The organism is Sinomonas sp. R1AF57 (assembly GCF_002224485.1).
GTDB classification, from domain to species: domain Bacteria; phylum Actinomycetota; class Actinomycetes; order Actinomycetales; family Micrococcaceae; genus Sinomonas; species Sinomonas flava.
Genome location: NZ_CP022463.1, coordinates 3,177,510 through 3,193,542, shown reverse-complemented (window position 1 = coordinate 3,193,542; position 16,033 = coordinate 3,177,510). Strand labels below are relative to the sequence as shown.

General features: G+C 73.2%; 13 protein-coding genes. 8 read left to right on the top strand and 5 right to left on the bottom strand.

Annotation, left to right across the window (positions count from 1 at the left end):
- The first annotated feature begins 374 nt into the window (after positions 1–374).
- From CGQ25_RS14650 to CGQ25_RS14640, 3 genes are read left to right on the top strand one after another with little or no spacing between them, the layout of a single operon-like run.
- Complete coding sequence (locus tag CGQ25_RS14650) at positions 375–1,844, top strand: DUF3375 family protein (RefSeq protein ID WP_208713109.1); 1,470 nt, start codon at positions 375–377, stop codon at positions 1,842–1,844.
- Positions 1,845–2,753, top strand: coding sequence for a DUF4194 domain-containing protein (locus tag CGQ25_RS14645; protein WP_208710587.1), 909 nt, complete (start codon positions 1,845–1,847; stop codon positions 2,751–2,753).
- Positions 2,750–6,274 (top strand): ATP-binding protein, encoded by a 3,525-nt coding sequence (locus CGQ25_RS14640; protein WP_208710586.1) that lies wholly within the window; start codon positions 2,750–2,752, stop codon positions 6,272–6,274. Before CGQ25_RS14645 ends, CGQ25_RS14640 begins: the two co-directional genes overlap by 4 nt.
- A 172-nt stretch (positions 6,275–6,446) precedes the next feature.
- Here CGQ25_RS14640 and CGQ25_RS14635 read toward each other — a convergent pair whose 3' ends face one another.
- Both CGQ25_RS14635 and CGQ25_RS14630 read right to left on the bottom strand, forming a co-directional pair.
- Positions 6,447–6,983, bottom strand: coding sequence for a TetR/AcrR family transcriptional regulator (locus CGQ25_RS14635; RefSeq protein ID WP_255405352.1), 537 nt, complete (start codon positions 6,981–6,983; stop codon positions 6,447–6,449).
- The gene (locus CGQ25_RS14630) at positions 6,980–8,953 is read right to left on the bottom strand and encodes an MFS transporter (RefSeq protein ID WP_208710585.1); all 1,974 of its coding nucleotides are present in this window, start codon (positions 8,951–8,953) and stop codon (positions 6,980–6,982) included. Before CGQ25_RS14630 ends, CGQ25_RS14635 begins: the two co-directional genes overlap by 4 nt.
- Before the next feature lie 133 nt (positions 8,954–9,086).
- Here CGQ25_RS14630 and CGQ25_RS14625 point away from each other — a divergent pair, with 133 nt between their 5' ends.
- Positions 9,087–9,938, top strand: a complete 852-nt coding sequence (locus CGQ25_RS14625; RefSeq protein ID WP_255405351.1) for an SGNH/GDSL hydrolase family protein — start codon at positions 9,087–9,089, stop codon at positions 9,936–9,938.
- A gap of 88 nt (positions 9,939–10,026) precedes the next feature.
- The gene (locus CGQ25_RS14620; protein ID WP_208710584.1) at positions 10,027–11,220 is read left to right on the top strand and encodes a multidrug effflux MFS transporter; all 1,194 of its coding nucleotides are present in this window, start codon (positions 10,027–10,029) and stop codon (positions 11,218–11,220) included.
- A 76-nt stretch (positions 11,221–11,296) separates the two neighbouring features.
- Here the strand turns inward: CGQ25_RS14620 and CGQ25_RS14615 are convergent, their stop codons facing one another.
- Both CGQ25_RS14615 and CGQ25_RS14610 read right to left on the bottom strand, forming a co-directional pair.
- Positions 11,297–11,686 (bottom strand): DUF1304 family protein, encoded by a 390-nt coding sequence (locus CGQ25_RS14615; protein WP_208710583.1) that lies wholly within the window; start codon positions 11,684–11,686, stop codon positions 11,297–11,299.
- A 33-nt stretch (positions 11,687–11,719) separates the two neighbouring features.
- Positions 11,720–12,337, bottom strand: a complete 618-nt coding sequence (locus CGQ25_RS14610) for a maleylpyruvate isomerase family mycothiol-dependent enzyme (RefSeq protein WP_208710582.1) — start codon at positions 12,335–12,337, stop codon at positions 11,720–11,722.
- Positions 12,338–12,421: 84 nt separating this feature from the next.
- Here CGQ25_RS14610 and CGQ25_RS14605 point away from each other — a divergent pair, with 84 nt between their 5' ends.
- Positions 12,422–12,844, top strand: a complete 423-nt coding sequence (locus tag CGQ25_RS14605) for a MarR family winged helix-turn-helix transcriptional regulator (protein ID WP_255405350.1) — start codon at positions 12,422–12,424, stop codon at positions 12,842–12,844.
- A 121-nt stretch (positions 12,845–12,965) separates the two neighbouring features.
- Here CGQ25_RS14605 and CGQ25_RS14600 read toward each other — a convergent pair whose 3' ends face one another.
- Positions 12,966–13,370, bottom strand: a complete 405-nt coding sequence (locus CGQ25_RS14600; protein ID WP_208710580.1) for an antibiotic biosynthesis monooxygenase — start codon at positions 13,368–13,370, stop codon at positions 12,966–12,968.
- Positions 13,371–13,682: 312 nt separating this feature from the next.
- Here CGQ25_RS14600 and CGQ25_RS14595 point away from each other — a divergent pair, with 312 nt between their 5' ends.
- Both CGQ25_RS14595 and CGQ25_RS14590 read left to right on the top strand, forming a co-directional pair.
- Positions 13,683–14,459, top strand: coding sequence for a nuclease-related domain-containing protein (locus CGQ25_RS14595; RefSeq protein WP_255405800.1), 777 nt, complete (start codon positions 13,683–13,685; stop codon positions 14,457–14,459).
- A 124-nt stretch (positions 14,460–14,583) separates the two neighbouring features.
- Positions 14,584–15,975 carry an ATP-binding protein gene (locus CGQ25_RS14590; RefSeq protein WP_208710578.1) on the top strand — a complete coding sequence of 464 codons (1,392 nt, stop codon included), beginning with the start codon at positions 14,584–14,586 and terminating at the stop codon, positions 15,973–15,975.
- Positions 15,976–16,033 lie beyond the last annotated feature (58 nt).

Below are 16,033 nucleotides of genomic sequence, written 5' to 3'. Positions count from 1 at the left end.
GCATCCAGCGTTGGCGCTGCCGACGGGCCAGGGGCGGTTCCCCCAACCAGCCACGGCCATTATGTCGCGGGGCGCCGACAGTTCTCGAACCCCGCCGGGGTCCGGGCAGCTTCTGCCGGTTCAACGGGGAAGGGCGGCCCGGGGTTCCCGCAGTGGGCTGCCGGCGCAGGACGGCCGGACCGGTGTCGCTAGACTGGTCTGCCGTGCCCGAATCCACGCCTCCGTCGACGCTTCGCGCAAGCGTGCCCGAGCGCGTGATCGGGCCGGACGCCGCTCCAGCAGCCCGGGCCGCCGCTCCAGCAGCCCGGGCCGGCGCGCCAGCCCCACGGGCCCGAGGTGCGGCGGCCGCCAGGGGTGGGGCGGCGCCGTCGTCCATGCTGGCGCGGCTCGCGGAACTCGAGGCGCTCCACCACGGCCCGGCATGGGCGCTCACGCGCTCGGCCCCGTGGACCATCGCCGCGCTGCACACTGCCTTCTCGCGCAACCGGCCGCAGGTGGAGCTCGAGGCGTTCCACGACGAGCTCGGGGCGTTCCTCGAGGACCTGCGGTCCCGCGACGCCGCGGCCGGCCAGGCGCCCACGGCCGGTGCCGCGACTGCCCGCGCTGTCGCCGACGACTGGACCCGCCGGCGCTTCCTCACGCGGCGGGCGCAGGGTGGCCGGATCGTGTACGAGCTCACCGAGGCCACGGCCCGCGTTCTCGCGTTCCTCGAGTCCCTCTCCTCCGACCGCTCCACGCTCACGGGCTCGCGCCTCGGGACGCTCCTGGGCGACGTCGAGAAGCTCGCACGGGAGACCAACCCGGACACCTCGGCGCGGATCGAGGCGCTCGAGGCGGAGATCGAGGAACGGAGGGAACTCGTCCGCCAGCTGCGCGCGGGCGAGCAGACCGGCGGCCTCGACAGCGACACCGCGCTAGAGGCCGCCGAGAACATCCTCGACCTCGCAGCCGGCCTCCCTGCCGACTTCAAGCGCATGCGCGCCACGCTTGAGGACTCCGTAGGCCAGCTGCGCAACCAGATCATCGAGGAGTCCCTCACGAAGGGCGCCACGATGGCGCAGGTCCTCGAGGCCGACCGCCGGCTGCGCGCCTCGACTGAGGGACGTACCTTCCGGTCCTTCACTGCGTTCCTCGAGGACCCAGAACAGCAGCTGCGGTTCCGCTCCGCTATCGCCGAGGTGCTCTCACGCGACTTCGCCGACCGCCTCGGCCACGAGGAGCGCGAGACGCTCCGCCACCTCGTCATCGAGCTGCGGGAGTCGCATTCGCAGATCCAGAGCATCTACGGCAAGCTCTCCGAAAGCCTCAACACGTACGTCCAGAGCGACGACTACCGCCAGTCCGTCCGCCTCCGTGATGCGATCCGGCGTGCGGAGCAGGCGATCCGGCGGCTCCCCTATGCCCGGGAGGAGTCCGGTTTCGCGCCGGGGCCGGAGCTGTTCGGCGCGGAGTTCGAGTCGCTGTCCATGGTCAAGCTCTTCGATCCCGACGAGCTCGCCCCGCCGCCCCGTCTCGCCGAGCCGATCAGCTTCGGCGGCCAGGAGCGGGCGCGGTCGGCCCGCACCGCGAAGGCGCGGGCGGCGACGCTGAGGCAGGCGGTCGCCGTCGCGCTTGAAGCGGGCGGCGGACAGGCCCGGCTCTCCGAGGTGTGGGAGCAGATCCCGCCCGAGGAACAGCACATCAACTCGATCCGCGCCCTGCTCGGCCACCTGCTCCACGAGGGCGTGCGCCTCGACCGTTCCGGCTGGGTGGCGCTCGACTTCGGCCAGGTCGATGGAACCCGGCGCTCCGCGTACGTCCCGGACGCGACGATCACCCGCCCTTCGCGCGAGGAGGAGAACTAGATGGACACGACCGCCGAGGTCACCGCCTCTGACGCCGAGGTCACGCTTTCTGAGCCCGAGGTCACCCCGTATGACGCCGAGGTCACCCCAGAGCACGCGTACTCCACGGGATCGGCCCTCTACGACGGCGACACCGGAGCCCTCCCGCTCCGGGTCCGCCACGTCCTGGTCAGGCTCCTCAAGGGCCCCTACCTCGACGGCGGCCGCGACGAGAAGGCCTGGACGACGCTCCTGGACCACCAGGAGATCCTCCGGTCGCGGCTGTCGGAGCTCTTCCTCCGTCTGCAGATCGACCACGAGCGGAAGGTCGCGGTCCTCCGGCCCGTCGACCCCGAGCTGCTCGGGACGGCGTCGCGCGCGACGGTCCTGCGCCAGCAGCGGGCCCTGAGCCGCGTCGAGACAATCCTGGTGCTGCGGCTCCGCCTGCTCCTCGACCGGCACGCCACCGCCCAGACCGAGCCGACGGTCACGCTGGAGGAGCTCGCCGACGTCGTTGCCCACTACCAGCCCCCGGAGGAGCAGGACGCCCTCCGCGATGCAGACACCTTGGCCCGCGCCGTCGCCAAGCTGCAGGCGCGCCGGCTCCTCATCCCGACCGCCCTCGACGACGCGTACCTCATCTCCAATGCCCTCCCGCTCGCGCTGCCGTTCGACAACATCGGCGACGTGACCCGCCACCTCGAGGCGGTCGCCGCCGCGGGGCCCGTCCGGAATGCGGTGCCCGCGCACGACGCCGGCCAGCTCGCCTTGGGCGTCGACGGCGCCGCACCCTCGGCGGAGGAAGAAGGTGACCTCGGCGTCACTGGGGGTGACCTCGGGCCCACTGGGGGTGACCTCGGGCCCACTGGGGGTGACCTCGGGCCCACTGGGGGTGACCTCGGCGTCGAGGGGCAGGAGGCCTTCCTGTGAGCATCGCGGCCATGCTCCCGCTCGGCACCGAGGTCAACCCGGGCCAGTACCGCCTCGCCCTCGTCCAGGTCGTCAACTGGGGCACCTTCCACGGGGCCCACACGATGCACGTCGACCGGGGCGGCACGATGCTCACCGGTAACTCGGGCGTGGGCAAGTCGACCCTGTTCGACGCGATCGCCCGTGTCTTCGACGCGCGCCCGCGCTCGAACGAGGCCGCTGCCGCCCGCACGGGCCATAGTGAGGACCGCCGCACCACCTACACGTACATGCGGGGCAAGGTCGGCGACGTGGCCGTCGGCGAGGGCCAGACGAGCGCGTTCCAGCGGCCCGGGGCGACCTGGAGCGCCGTCGCCCTCACGTTCGACAACGCCGCCGGCACCCGCCACACGCTCACTGCCCTGTTCGACCTGCCAAAGAACGGCACTGAGTCCAGCCTCGGCCGCTTCTACCTCATCGACTCGGCTCCCTTGGACGTCCAAGCCGTGGAGGGCCTCGCGGGCGAGGGCCAGGGGCGCCGCTTCACGAAGTCCGCCCTCGAGGCGCTCTTCCCCGACGCGCAGGTCTTCGACGTCCACAAGACGTTTGCCGAGCGCTTCCGCCGCCTCCTCGGCATCTCAAGCGACCAGGCGCTCCCGCTCCTGCGCGTCATCCAGGCGGGCAAGGGCCTGGGCGGCAGCGTGAACAGCTTCTTCCGCGACCAGGTCCTCGACCCTCCTGCCACCCTCGCCGCCGCCGACGAGGTGGTCGAGGAGTTCAGCAACCTCATGTCCATCCGCGCACGGCTCGAGGACGTGCGCCTCCAGCGCGACCAGCTTGCCCCCGTCCCGGCGCTCAACAGCGAGCATGCGGCAGCGCTCGAGGAGGCCGCGGGGCTGCGCGAACTCGCCGCTGAGCCGTTCGACGCCGTCCGGCAGGCCCACGCCGTCACGGTCCAGGAGCGCCTCCTCGCCGGGATCAAGGCCAGCGCCCAGGCCAAGGCCGCGGAGCTCGCTGCGGAGCGGCAGCGCCGGGATGCCCTCGCGGCGGACCTGCGCTCCCTCGAAGCCGAGTACAACAACGCCGGCGGCAACCAGATCGCCACGCTCGAGCAGGCCCGCGACAACGCTGCAGTGGGCCTGCGCCTGCGGCGCGAGGTCGAGGAGGCAGCCCGGGCGGGGATGCGCGACGCCGGCCTCGACCTCCCGTTCTCAGCCGAGGGCTGGGCGGCCGCCCACCAGCAGGCGGCCGAGGCCCTGGACGCCCTCGAGGGCGACAGTGCGGCGCTCAAGGAGGCCCGCTTCGAGGCGTTCGAGGCCCAGGCCACCGCGAAGCGCGCGCTCGCCGAGGCCCGGGCCGAACTCGCGGCGATGTCCTCGAGCAAGAGCCTCCTGCCCCCCTCGGCCGTGGAGAATCGCGCCCGCATTGCGCAGGCCCTGGGCCTGGCCGAGGAGGAGATGCCGTTCGGCGGCGAGCTCGTGGACCTGGCCGACGGCGAGGAGCGCTGGCGGCCCGCTGCGGAGCGGGCGCTGCGCTCGCTCGCGACGACGCTCCTCGTCCCCGGGCGGCACTTCGCCGCAGTGACGCGCTGGCTCGACGCGAACCCGGTGCGCGGGGCGCTGCGCGCCGTCGACCTCTCGGCCCGCGTCCCGGGCGCCGAGCTCGCACTGGCCCAGGTGCGCGACGGCGACCTCCTCACCAAGCTGCAGTTCCGGGACGCTGCCGCGTCCTCCGCGTCCCCCGCGTCCCCCGCGTCCTCGGGAACCCCGGCCGATCCCGCCGACGACCCGGCCCAGTACGTCCGCGAGCGCATTGCCGCGGACTTCGCGTTCCCGTGCGTCGAGAACCCCGACGAGCTCGCCGGCCTCGAGCGGGGCCTGAGCCTCGGCGGGGTGGTCAAGCGCGGCCGAGGCACGGTCGAGAAGGACGACCGGTTCGCCGCCCGCGCGGACTTCGTGCTCGGATTCGACAACGGGGCCAAGGTCGAGCTCCTGGCCTCGCGGGTCCTCGAGCTCGAGAGTGCGCTCGCCCGCGCGGCCGAGGCGGCGCAGGCGAGCGAGGATTCGCACCAGGGCGTCGCGCGCCGGATCGAGGCGCTCCGGCGCGTCGCGCAGGACGACCGGCCGTGGGAGGAGCTCTCCTCCGCCGTCGCCGAAGACGAGCTGGCGCGGATCGAGGACCGCCTCAGGGACGCCCTCGCCGCCCAGAGCGACCTCGAGCCGCTGCGGGCCAAGGTCGAGGCGGCCCGCGCCGAGCACCAGGCATCCACCGAGGCCGCAGCCGTCCTCGGCAGCGAGTACTGCCAGCTCGACAGCCAGCTCTCGTCCGCCGACCGCGTCCTCGACGCCGCGCGCTCGCGGCTGGCGGCAGCACCGCCGTCGGACGCGGCGACGGGAATGCTCGCGCCGCTCTTCGCCGAGTTCGGCGAGCCCGGCGACCAGCACGACCTCGAACGCATCGCCGCGGAGGTCCAGGCCCAGCTCGCCGCCAGGATCCACGCCGCCGAGAGCCGCGCGCAGGCCGCCGCCGAGCGGCTCACGCGCATCTTCGAGCAGTTCCAGCGGGACTGGGGATCGGTCGTCTCGGCGGACCACGGCACCTCTGTCGCGGCGGCAGACGCCTTCGAGGACCGCTACCACCAGATCGTGACCGAGGGCCTGCCCGCCCAGGAGTCCCAGTTCCGGGAGTTCTTCGCGCAGCGCACGCACGAGTCCTTCTCGACCCTGCTCCACCTCCTGGACGAGGAGCGCCGCGGGATCGCCGCGCGCATCCTGCCGCTGAACTCGATCCTCGCCGGAGTGGACTTCCACGAGGGCTCCTATCTCGAGCTGGACATCCGCCAGACCGTGCCCGCGTCCGCGAAGCAGTTCAAGGATGCGATCGTCTCGGCGCTCAAGGCGCGCCACGCGCCGTCGGCCGTCTCGGCGGCGTCGGTGCCAGCGTCGGCCCCGGGCACGCACGACGGCGCGGGCTCGCCCGGCGAGGACCAGCTCACCATCCGCTACAAGACCCTCGAGGGCCTCGTGAAGCGGCTCGCGTCCCAGACGCCCGAGGACCGCCGGTGGCGCGCGGAGGTCCTGGACACGAGGGCCCACGTGTTCATCTCGTGCAAGGAGCACCGGGTGTCCCGGGACGCGGCGACAGGGGAGCCGCGGGATGAGGTGTTCGTGCACGCCGACACCGGCTCGATGTCCGGCGGCGAGCGGCAGCGCTTCACCGCGTTCATCATGGCCGCCGCCCTGAGCTACCAACTGGGCATCGCAGAGCAGGGGTTCACGAGCTACGGGACGGTCATGATGGACGAGGCCTTCGTGCTCGCGTCCGAGGAGTTCGCCGGGGCAGGCATCTCGGCCCTGCACGAGTTCGGGTTCCAGCTCCTGCTCGCCGCGCCGGAGAACGTCATCGACCTCTCGCGGTACCTGGGCTCGGTCACGGAGATCCTCCGGGACAAGCGCACCAACAGGTCGGGCCTCATCGAGGGGCCTGCAGTCCCGGGCGGTCCGGCGTCCCAGGCGAATCCGGTCGACATCGTGCTGCGCTGACGCCGGGTTCGCCGTCCGGCTCCGACGGGGTGCGTCCCACGGTCGGCCCTTGCCCGCATGATCGGTGCCGGGCAGCACCGGTCATGCGGTGTGGCACCGATCGAGCGCTGACGCCCGGCCGGACGACCGGCGCCCCGCCCGCCGCCCCGCCCGCCGCCCTGCCCCGCCCGGCTCACGGGACCCGGTCGATCTCCGCCTGGATGATCGCGCCGTAGTGCCGCACGGCGTCGTCGAACTCCCACCCGGGCGCCGCGAGCAGCCCGAGCGTGCGGGTGCCCTCCGCGAGCCCGAGCATGAGCGAGCACACCACCTCGGCGTGCCGCCGCCCCGGCGACGTGTCGCCCATGAGGTCGGCCATCCAGGCCAGGAGCTGCTCGCGGGTCGCGTCCCGGGCCGCCTCCGAGTCGGGCAGCTCCCGGACGTTGCGGGACATCGTGATCCACGGCTCCGGCAGATCCCGCTCGCGGCGCATGAGCACGCGGAACACGAGGGCCTCCCCGAGCTCGGAGCGCGGCGCGGTGATGGCGTGGGTGAGGGCGTCGTCGGGGCGGGTCTGGGCGAAGAGCTGCTCCTTGGACCCGAAGTGCTTGATCACGAGCGCGGGCGAGCAGCCGGCCGCCGCCGCGATCTCCCGCACCGTGACGGCCCGGTAGCCGCGCGCCCCGAACAGCCCGTGCGCGGCGGCCAGGATCGCGTCGCGCGCACTCACGGCGTGACCCAGTCGAGCTGCTGCGAGCGAGTCTCGATGTGCACCTTGCGGGCCTGGGCGTGCTCGGTCGCCGGGTCGAGCAGGCTCACGACGTAGCGTCCGGCCGGGGGCAGCAGGAGGCGGTAGCGGCCGTCGTCGTCCGTGCGGGCCGTGCCCTCGAACGCGCCTTCCCAGCCCACGACGGAGAGGACCGCCCCGCGCACCGGTGCGCCGGCGGCGTCGTGCACCATCCCGTGCAGTGCCTGCTCCTCGCCGAGCAGCAGCTCGTGCGGCGTCTCCGGCTCGAGCCGCACGACCCGGGCCGACGGCGCCCAGCCCGGCGCCGTCGCGACCGCGAGGTACTGCCCGGCCTCGGGGACCGCAACCGAGAACCGGCCCTCGGTGTCGATCCGCGCCCAGTCCATGGGCGTGCCGTCGAGCGTGAGCACGGTGACCAGCCCGCGCGTGGCCGGCGTCCCGGCCCCCGTGCGGAGGATCCCGCGCACGACGACGTCGCCGCCTTCCCGCGCCGCGTGCACCGTCGTGGGGGTCGGCTTGGGGACGAACCAGACGACGGCGATGGCGCCGAGCGCGGCCACGGCGGCCATCCAGTACACGTCGTGGAAGGCATCGGCGGAGGGGAAGGTGGCGTCCCCGCGGTGCACGACCACGGTGGAGAGGAACGCGGCCACCGCGGCGCTCGAGGCCGAGGTCCCGACCGCCCGCAGGAGCGCGTTGAGCCCGTTCGCGCTCGCCGTCTCGGTGACGGGCACGGAGCCCATGATGAGGGTCGGCATGGGCGCATACGCGATCGCGGTGCCGATGCTGACGAGGGTCGCGCCGATCGCGACCTCGAGCACGGAGCCGGAGAAGAAGACGCGGAACACGTAGCTCACGGCGAGGACCGCGGCGCCGATGATGAGCGTGAGGCGGCCGCCGAGCCGATTGATCATCGCTCCCGAGACCGGCGCGAAGACCGCCATGACCAGGCCGGACGGGACCATGACCAGGCCGGCCTCGAGCACGGTGAGGCCGAACCCGTAGCCGGTCGCGGTGGGGAACTGGAGCTGCTGCGAGGCAAGGAGGAGGTTCGCGAACATCGAGAAGCCCACGAGGACCGAGGCGATGTTCGTCAGCAGCACCGGCCGGCGGGCGGACGTGCGCAGGTCCACCATCGGGGCGCCGACCCGCAGCTCGTAGGGGAACCACACCGCGAGCAGCGCCGCGGCGGCGAGGAACAGGCCGAGGACCGCCGGGCTGCCCCAGCCCCACGTTCCGCCCTTCGTCACCGCGAGCAGCAGCGCGACGAGGGCGGCGGAGAGCAGGAGCGCGCCGGGGAGGTCGAAGCGGCCTGGCGTCTTGACCCGCGACTCGGGGATGCTGCCGAGGATCGCGGCGAACATCGCTACGCCCGCGGCGCCGGTGACCCAGAAGAGGCTGTGCCAGCCGAGGTTGTCGTAGATGACGCCGGCCAGCGGCAGGCCCAGCGCCCCGCCGATCCCGAGCGTCGCGGACATGAGGGCGACCGCGCCGCCCACCCTCTTCGGCGGGAGCTCGTCCCGCATGATGCTGATCCCCACGGGGATGAGCGAGGCCGAGAAGCCCTGCAGCGCCCGTCCGACGATGACCCAGGCGAACCCGAGCCCCACGGCGGCGACCACGGAGCCTGCGATCATGACCCCGAGGCACACGAGCATCATGAGCTTCTTCCCGAACATGTCCGCGAGCTTGGACACGATGGGGGTCGCGACGGCCGCGGTCAGGAGGGTCGCGGTCACGAGCCACGAGGCGTCCTCCGGGGAGACGCCGAGGATCTTCGGGAAGTCCGGCAGGAGCGGGACGACGAGCGTCTGCTGCAGCGCGACCAGCGTCCCCGAGAGGGACAGCACCAGCGTGAGGAGCCAGGGCGCACGACGGCGCCCGGCCGGCGTGCTGCTGTCGCGGCGTCCGGGTGCGGCGGGAGTGGGGGCGGCGTGCGGGGAGGTGCTCATGGATCCTTCGGAGCTGGGAAGGGTGAACGTGCGTTTACCTCCAAGGGTAAACGAGTGTTCACCCGCGCCGCATGTCGTCTCGCGTTAACCCGGGCGTCGGCTGCGCGTGGCCTGCCGCGCCTAGACTCCCGGCGTGGCTGAGCGCGTGTCCGGGAGCCGGAGGAGGTTCGTCGCCCTGGGCGACTCCTTCACCGAGGGCGTGGGGGACTGGAACCCCCTCCTGCCCAACGGAGTCCGCGGCTGGGCCGACCGCGTCGCCGAGAAGCTCGCCAAAGCCGAGAAGGGCTGGGAGTACGCAAACCTCGCGGTGCGCTCGAAGCGGCTGCGGCAGATCATCGCGGACCAGCTCGAGCCGGCCCTCGCGATGGAGCCGACCCTCGTCACGCTCTACGCCGGCGGGAACGACATCCTCGACCTCGGCACCGACATGGACGACCTGCTCGCCGAGTACAGCGGACTCGCCCGGGCCCTCGCCGAGACGGGCGCCACGCTGGTGCTCTTCACCGGCTACGACGTCAAGGTCAACCCTCTCCTCGAGCCCCTCAAGCGCCGCAACTGGCAGTACAACGCCCATGTGCGCGCGCTGGCGCGCGAACTCGACGCCGTGCTCGTGGACTACTGGTGCTTCGACGAGTACGCCGATCGGCGCATGTGGGACTCCGACCGCCTCCACATGTCCAAGGCGGGCCACAAGTTCCTCGCCCGCCAGGTCCTGGACCACCTCGGGGTCCCGCACCGCATGGAGCCCAAGGAATGGGAGGAGCCCGCGCGCCGCACGGCCCGCGAGTGGGTGTCGCAGCAGCGCACGTGGCTGCAGGACTGGGTCGTCCCCCTCATCGGGCGCAAGCTGCGCGGCGTGACCCTCGGCGACTACCTCGAGCCCCGCTGGCCCGAGCCCGTCAAGGTTCCCCGCACGGGCGGGCTGCGACGGTACGTCGAGGAGCACCCCGAGGTCCTCGCCCGGACCCCGGGCTGGCTTTCCTAGGTGTGGGTAGCAGAGCCTGGAGCGTCACGAACGGGCAGACCGCCTAGGCTTGTCGGGTGCCTGACGTCTCAACCACCTTCCTACAGCGATGCCCGCGCACGCGCTGAACCGCAGCGGCGGCATCAGCGCGGGCTGGCTCCTGGTCCTCGCCTTCCTCGCGACGGCCGCGCCGCTTTCGACCGACCTGTACCTGCCCGGGTTCCCGCGCGTGCAGCAGGAGTTCGCTGCCACGGCGTCGGGCGTGCAGCTGACGCTGACCGGGTTCCTGCTCGGGATGGCGGCGGGCCAGCTCGTGTTCGGCTCGCTCTCGGACCGGTTCGGCCGGCTGCGCCCGCTGCTGGTGGGGAACGTCGGTGCGATCGCGTCGAGCGTGGTCGCGGCGATCGCGCCGAGCCTCGAGGTGCTCGTCGTGGGCCGGCTCTTCCAGGGCCTGTGCGGCGCGGCGGGGATCGTGATCGCGCGGGCCATCATCGTGGACCTCACGAAGGGCCACGAGACGGCCCGGACCATGAGCCTCATGATGACCGTGGGAGGCGTCGCCCCGGTCCTCGCGCCGTCGATCGGCGCGCTCCTCGAGGGGCCGATCGGGTGGCGCGGCATCATGTGGGTCCTCGGGCTCGTGTTCGCCCTCATGATGCTGAGCGTCTCGACGGTCTTCCGCGAGACCCTCCCGCGCGAGGCGCGCGGGAAGCACAGCCTCGCAGGCGGGTTCGCCCAGCTGTTCCGCGTCCCCCGGTACCTCGGCTTCGCGGCGCTGTTCGCCACGACGTTCGCGGTGATGATGGCCTACATCTCCGCGAGCTCCTTCGTCTACCAGAACGTGATGGGCTTCTCCGCGGTCGCGTACGGCGTCCTGTTCGGCGCGAACGCCGTGGGCCTCATCACCTCCGGCTACGTCTCGTCCCGGCTCGTGCGGCGGCTGGGCGCCCAGGCGATGATCGGCGTGGCCGTCCCGGTCCTCCTCGCGGCCAGCATCGCGATCCTTGCCGTGGCGCTCCTTCCCGGGCCACGATGGATCCTCGCGATCCCGGTCTGGGTCGCGGTGACGAGCGTCGGGTTCGTCATGGGCAACTCCTCGGCCCTCGCGCTCGGGGAGGTGCGGCACGTCTCCGGCAGCGGCTCCGCCCTCCTCGGCGCCTCGCAGTTCGTGTTCGGCGCCGTGGTGTCCCCGCTGCCCGGCCTCGCGGGCGAGGACTCCGCAGTGCCGATGGCCCTCGTCATGACGGCCGCAGCCGCCGCGGCGGCGGTGCTGGTCGCCGTCCTGCGCAGGCACCGGGACTGACTGGGGCCTGCGCTTCCGGCGGCCCCGACCCGCCGCCGCCGCGCGCGGCAGCGCCGTCCAAGCGGTAACGCGCGGGTCACCCCGCGACGGCGAACGCCACGAGCCCCACGAGCGGCAAGGAGGCCTGGCCGATCGCGCTGCCCCACAGCCTCCGCTCGGTGACGCCAAGCCACGGGCCGAGGAGCAGGTTGGCCGCGAGCGTGTACACGACGATCCCGACGCCCATGCCGTGCACGAGGCCGGTTCCCGCGTTGGCCATCCACAGGCCGGACGCGATGCCGGCGGCCGTGACGATGTTGACCGCGCCGATGTTCTGGGCCCACATGCGCACGGCACCCTCGGTTCCCGGGTCCACGTAGAAGATGGGCCGGAAGCGCTGGTCTCCGTAGAAGCGGATTTCGAGGATCCCGACGACCACGAGGATGAGGGCGGACAGCCCCGCGGCGATCTGGGTGACGAGGTTCATGGCGGCCTCCTCGGGCCTGGTCCTGCGTGGGAACTACAGACGTGCCACTCCGGGACCGGCGAGGCGGTGCAGCCACGCCCGTCGGCCCGTGAGCAGCGTCAGGAGGGCCTCGATGGGACCCTCGACGGCGGGGCCGTCGCCGGCCTGCCAGTCCGCGTCGGTGGCACGGAGGCCGAAGCCAGCCAGCCGGCGTCGTGCGTTGAAGGGGAAGGCGACCCGCCACACCTGCTCCGTGCACGCGGCCGCCGCGTCGACGGGCATGCGGTGCGCGAGGCCGAGGGGGATCGCGATGTCCTGGGTGTGGACGAGGACGTCGAGCAGCGGGGTGACGCCTCCGGTTCCCGGCGCACGACGGCGCGAGGCCGCCAGCCGCCGGTAGTCGCCGAGGATCTCGGTCACCGGGGCGGAGCCGCGCCGCTGGCCTTCGAGGAGGTTCATCCGGTCGAAGCCGCCGCGGGCGCGCGCGAACGCCGCCGCCTCGCCCAGGACACCGGTCTGCGCTGCCGAGATGACATGCGCGGCGACATCGCGCACGCGCCAGCCTGGGCAGAGGCTCGGGGAGTCCCACTGCTCGGGCGTGAGGCCCGAGAGGAGGCTTGCGAGCGCGCCGCGCTCGGCGTGGACATGGGCCCAGAGTTCGTCACCGCGCATCGGGCACTCCTTGCAGGGATCTGCAGCAGAAGAAGTACGAGTTCCTGATCAATTATGGTCAGGGAGACTGACTATAATCAAGGGGTGGCGTTGAACATCGGACTGCTCCTCTACATCCCGTACCGCGCCCTCGAGGACCGGGTCTTCGAGGCGGTCACGGCCGCCGGGTTCACCGACATCACGATGGCGCAGTCCCGCGTGTTCCAGCGGATATCCCAGCACGGCTCGCGGGTGACAGAGCTCGCCGACCGGGCCAAGGTCACGAAGCAGACGGCGAGCGCGCTCGTCCAGGCCCTCGAGGATGCCGGGTACGTGGAGCGCGTGCCCGATCCCACTGACGCGCGGGCTTCGCTCGTCCGGGTGGCATCGCGTGGGGCGGCGGCGACGGCGGCCGCGAGCGCGGAGATCGGGCGGATCGAGGCCGAATGGCGCCGGGAGCTGGGGGCCTCGCGCTACGACCGACTGGTGCGGGACCTCGAGGTGCTGCAGAGGCTCACGGACATCTGACGGGCGCGGGCAGTCTCAGCCGCGCCGACCGGCCGCCCCCGGGTGGCCGCACCTCAGGTTCCGGACATCACCACGCGCCGCGGCGGAGGGCGATGTCCGGAAGCTGGGGCGACGGCGTGGACTACTTCCCGAGGTCAGCGGGCTCGAAGCTCCACAGCTCGGCCGAAACGCCGACGGGGCGCTGCCGCCCCGCGTCCCCGGCCCCTCCGGTCCCCGCGGCTCCGGCTCCGGCCTCTGCGTCTCGGGCCTCGGGGCCGCCCCCGGTCTGGGCCGCGCCTTCGGTCCCCACCGGCCGCCCGTGCCCGTGCCCGAACGACGCGGAGTTCTTCCACGCCTCGAAGCTCTCCTCGTCGGCCCACCGGGTCACGACGAGCCAGACGTTGCGCCCGTCCGTGGGCTGCAGCAGCTCGAAGCCCTCGAATCCGGGGACGCCGTCCACGGCGCCGGCGCGGGCGGCGAAGCGGCGGGCAAGCTCGTCGCCGGAGTCGGCGGGGACGGTGATGGCGTTGATCTTCACGATGCTCATGGCTCCGATCCTCGCAGGTGACTCTGTCCGTTTCCTCTGTGTCCGTTTCTCTTGCGAGACGGCCTGTGGCGGGTGAGAGCGGGGCCGGCGGCACGCGAGACGCCACAATACGGGTGAGACGCCTACAGGCGACCCTCGTCGCGGCAAGGCGTCTCACCCCTCGTGGCGTCATCCCCCGGCGCCCTCCCCGCCCGCTCGGGCCTCCCGCCCGCCCGGCCCCTCCCGCCCGCCCGGGCCTCCCGCTACCCTGATCCCCAGGGCGTGTCATGGGGGCGCTGCCCGGCACGGCGAAGGGGGACCACCGTGGACTTCATGACCGGCCCGCTCAGGGCGCGCGTCGCAGGACAGGCCGTCATGGCAGAGACTCTCCGGCTGCAGGCGGGGACGCCCCGGCGCAGGCCGCTCGCGCGGCTGTTCGGCGCGAACCCACTCGCCCCCGAGGCGCGCAGCTGGTACGCGGGCGCGGTGGGGGAGATGCGCGTCGCGAAGGCCCTCGCGAAGCTCGGCCCCGAGTGGCACGTCCTGCACTCGCTCCCGGTCGGGTCGCGCGGGGCGGACATCGACCACCTCGTCATCGGCCCCGGCGGCGTCATCACGCTCAACACGAAGAACCACGCCGGCAAGGACGTGTGGGTTGCCGGGAGCGTGCTCCTGGTCAACGGCCAGCACGAGCGGTACCTGCGCAACTCCGCGCACGAGGCGAAGCGCGTCGCCGCCGCCCTCACCGCCGCGGTGGGCCGAGAGGTGCCGGTGCGCGCCGCCGTCGTGCTCGTGGCGCCCCGCCGGCTCACGATCCGCCGCTTCCCCGAGGGCGCCGCGGTCGTGACGGACTCGCAGCTGCGCCGCTGGCTCACCCGGCAGGCGGAGGCCCTCGCCGCGGACGACGCCGCGCGGCTGGCCGCCGCTGCCGCGGAGCCCGCGACGTGGGGTCACCGGCAGGCCCCCGCGGACGACCCCTCGGCGACGCGGATGTCCTTCGGCGCCCTTCACTCCGAGGTGATGGGCGCGCAGCTGCGCCGGCTCACATGGGCCGCCGGCGCCGTCCTGACGATGCTCGGGGCCGCGGCCGGCGGCGTCTGGCTCCGGTAGCGCGGCCTGGGCAGAACCGGAGCGGGCCGTCACGCAACGTCCCCGCGACCTGCCCGCAGGCGGCCCGCCGATAGACTCGCTGCAGCGCCCACAGGGCACACGGACAGCGCAAAGGAGCACGCCCATGACCACGTGGCGGATCAGGGACTTCCACCCCTCGGACCTCGACGGCATCCTCCACCTGTGGAGCGCCATGACGGCGTCGGGCATCGAGCCGGTCTACTCGCTCTCGGAGGTCCTCGCGAGCTGCCAGAAGGACGTCGCGGTCGTGGCCCTCCACGGCGACGATGTGGTGGGCGCCGCGGTCGGCCGTGCCGCGCACGAGCAGGGCTGGATCGTGTTCCTCGCGACCCTGCCCGAGTGGCGCTCCCGCGGCATCGGCACGGCACTCCTCGCCGCCCTCGAGAACCGGATGGCCCCGCTGGGCCTCACGAAGCTCTCGGCACTCATGCCGGACACCGAGACGCGCCTCGAGGCGTTCCTCTCGCGCGGGTTCAAGGACGTGCAGAACCTGCGCTTCTTCGAGCGCCAGATCCCGGTGGCGCGCACCGAGCTCGAGCCCCTCGCCCAGCTCGGCGGCCGGGTCCTACCACGGGACCTGTGGGACAGGGTCGCGGGCATGAAGCGGGAGAAGCAGCTCCTCGAGCGCCGGCTCGTCCTTCCCCTGGCCGAGGCCGAGCTGGCCGACGAGTTCGGCGTGGTGCCGCCGCGCGCCGTCGTGCTCTTCGGCCCGCCCGGGACCGGCAAGACGACGTTCGCGAAGGCCATCGCCTCCCGCCTCGAGTGGCCGTTCGTGGAGGTGTTCCCGTCCCGCCTGGCCGGCGACGCGGAGGGCCTCGCGGGCGCGCTGCGGCGCACGTTCACGGAGATCGCCGAGCTCGAGCACGCGGTCGTGTTCCTGGACGAGGTCGAGGAGATCGCCTCCCACCGCGCCGGCGACCCTCCGAGCCCCAACCAGGGCGTCACGAACGAGCTGCTCAAGATCATCCCGGCCTTCCGCGAGCAGCCCGGCCGCCTCCTCGTGTGCGCGACCAACTTCATCCGCGCCCTCGACTCCGCGTTCCTGCGCCACGGCCGCTTCGACTACGTCATCCCGATCGGCCTGCCGGACGCCGAGGCGCGGCGCAGCATGTGGGAGCGGTTCATCCCCGAGGCCGTCGTAGCCGAGGTGGACGTCGAGCGGCTCGTCGGGCTGACCGAGGGCTTCTCGCCCGCGGACATCGAGTTCGCCGCGCGGTCGGCGTCCCAGCGCGCCCTCGAGAAGGCCGTGTATGCGGGGGAGTCCGAGCCCGTGCCCGTCGCCGCCGGTGCTGGCGGCGCCAGCGCCACCGCCGGTGCCGGCACCGAGCCGACCGCGCACGACGCCGGCCCCCTCGCGGAGGGCGCGGGGGTGCCGGCCAGGCGGGGCCCCACCACGCAGGACTACGTCGACGCCATCGGGGAGACGAAGACGACCGTGAGCGAGGAGGTCGCGGCCGCGTTCCTGGAGGACATCGACGAGCTCGCACGGGCCTGAGGGGCCTGTACCCGATGGGCCTCGGGAGGTGCTGAAGGTGAGCTGGGCCCTTCCTGCG

What these genes read in the sequence shown, in the direction of transcription:
- CGQ25_RS14650 (WP_208713109.1), top strand. Translation starts at nt 375, where the DNA reads ATGCTGGCGCGGCTCGCGGAACTCGAGGCGCTCCACCACGGCCCGGCA.
- CGQ25_RS14645 (WP_208710587.1), top strand. Translation starts at nt 1,845, where the DNA reads ATGGACACGACCGCCGAGGTCACCGCCTCTGACGCCGAGGTCACGCTT.
- CGQ25_RS14630 (WP_208710585.1), bottom strand. Translation starts at nt 8,953, where the DNA reads ATGAGCACCTCCCCGCACGCCGCCCCCACTCCCGCCGCACCCGGACGC.
- CGQ25_RS14620 (WP_208710584.1), top strand. Translation starts at nt 10,027, where the DNA reads ATGCCCGCGCACGCGCTGAACCGCAGCGGCGGCATCAGCGCGGGCTGG.
- CGQ25_RS14615 (WP_208710583.1), bottom strand. Translation starts at nt 11,686, where the DNA reads ATGAACCTCGTCACCCAGATCGCCGCGGGGCTGTCCGCCCTCATCCTC.
- CGQ25_RS14610 (WP_208710582.1), bottom strand. Translation starts at nt 12,337, where the DNA reads ATGCGCGGTGACGAACTCTGGGCCCATGTCCACGCCGAGCGCGGCGCG.
- CGQ25_RS14600 (WP_208710580.1), bottom strand. Translation starts at nt 13,370, where the DNA reads ATGAGCATCGTGAAGATCAACGCCATCACCGTCCCCGCCGACTCCGGC.
- CGQ25_RS14595 (WP_255405800.1), top strand. Translation starts at nt 13,683, where the DNA reads ATGACCGGCCCGCTCAGGGCGCGCGTCGCAGGACAGGCCGTCATGGCA.
- CGQ25_RS14590 (WP_208710578.1), top strand. Translation starts at nt 14,584, where the DNA reads ATGACCACGTGGCGGATCAGGGACTTCCACCCCTCGGACCTCGACGGC.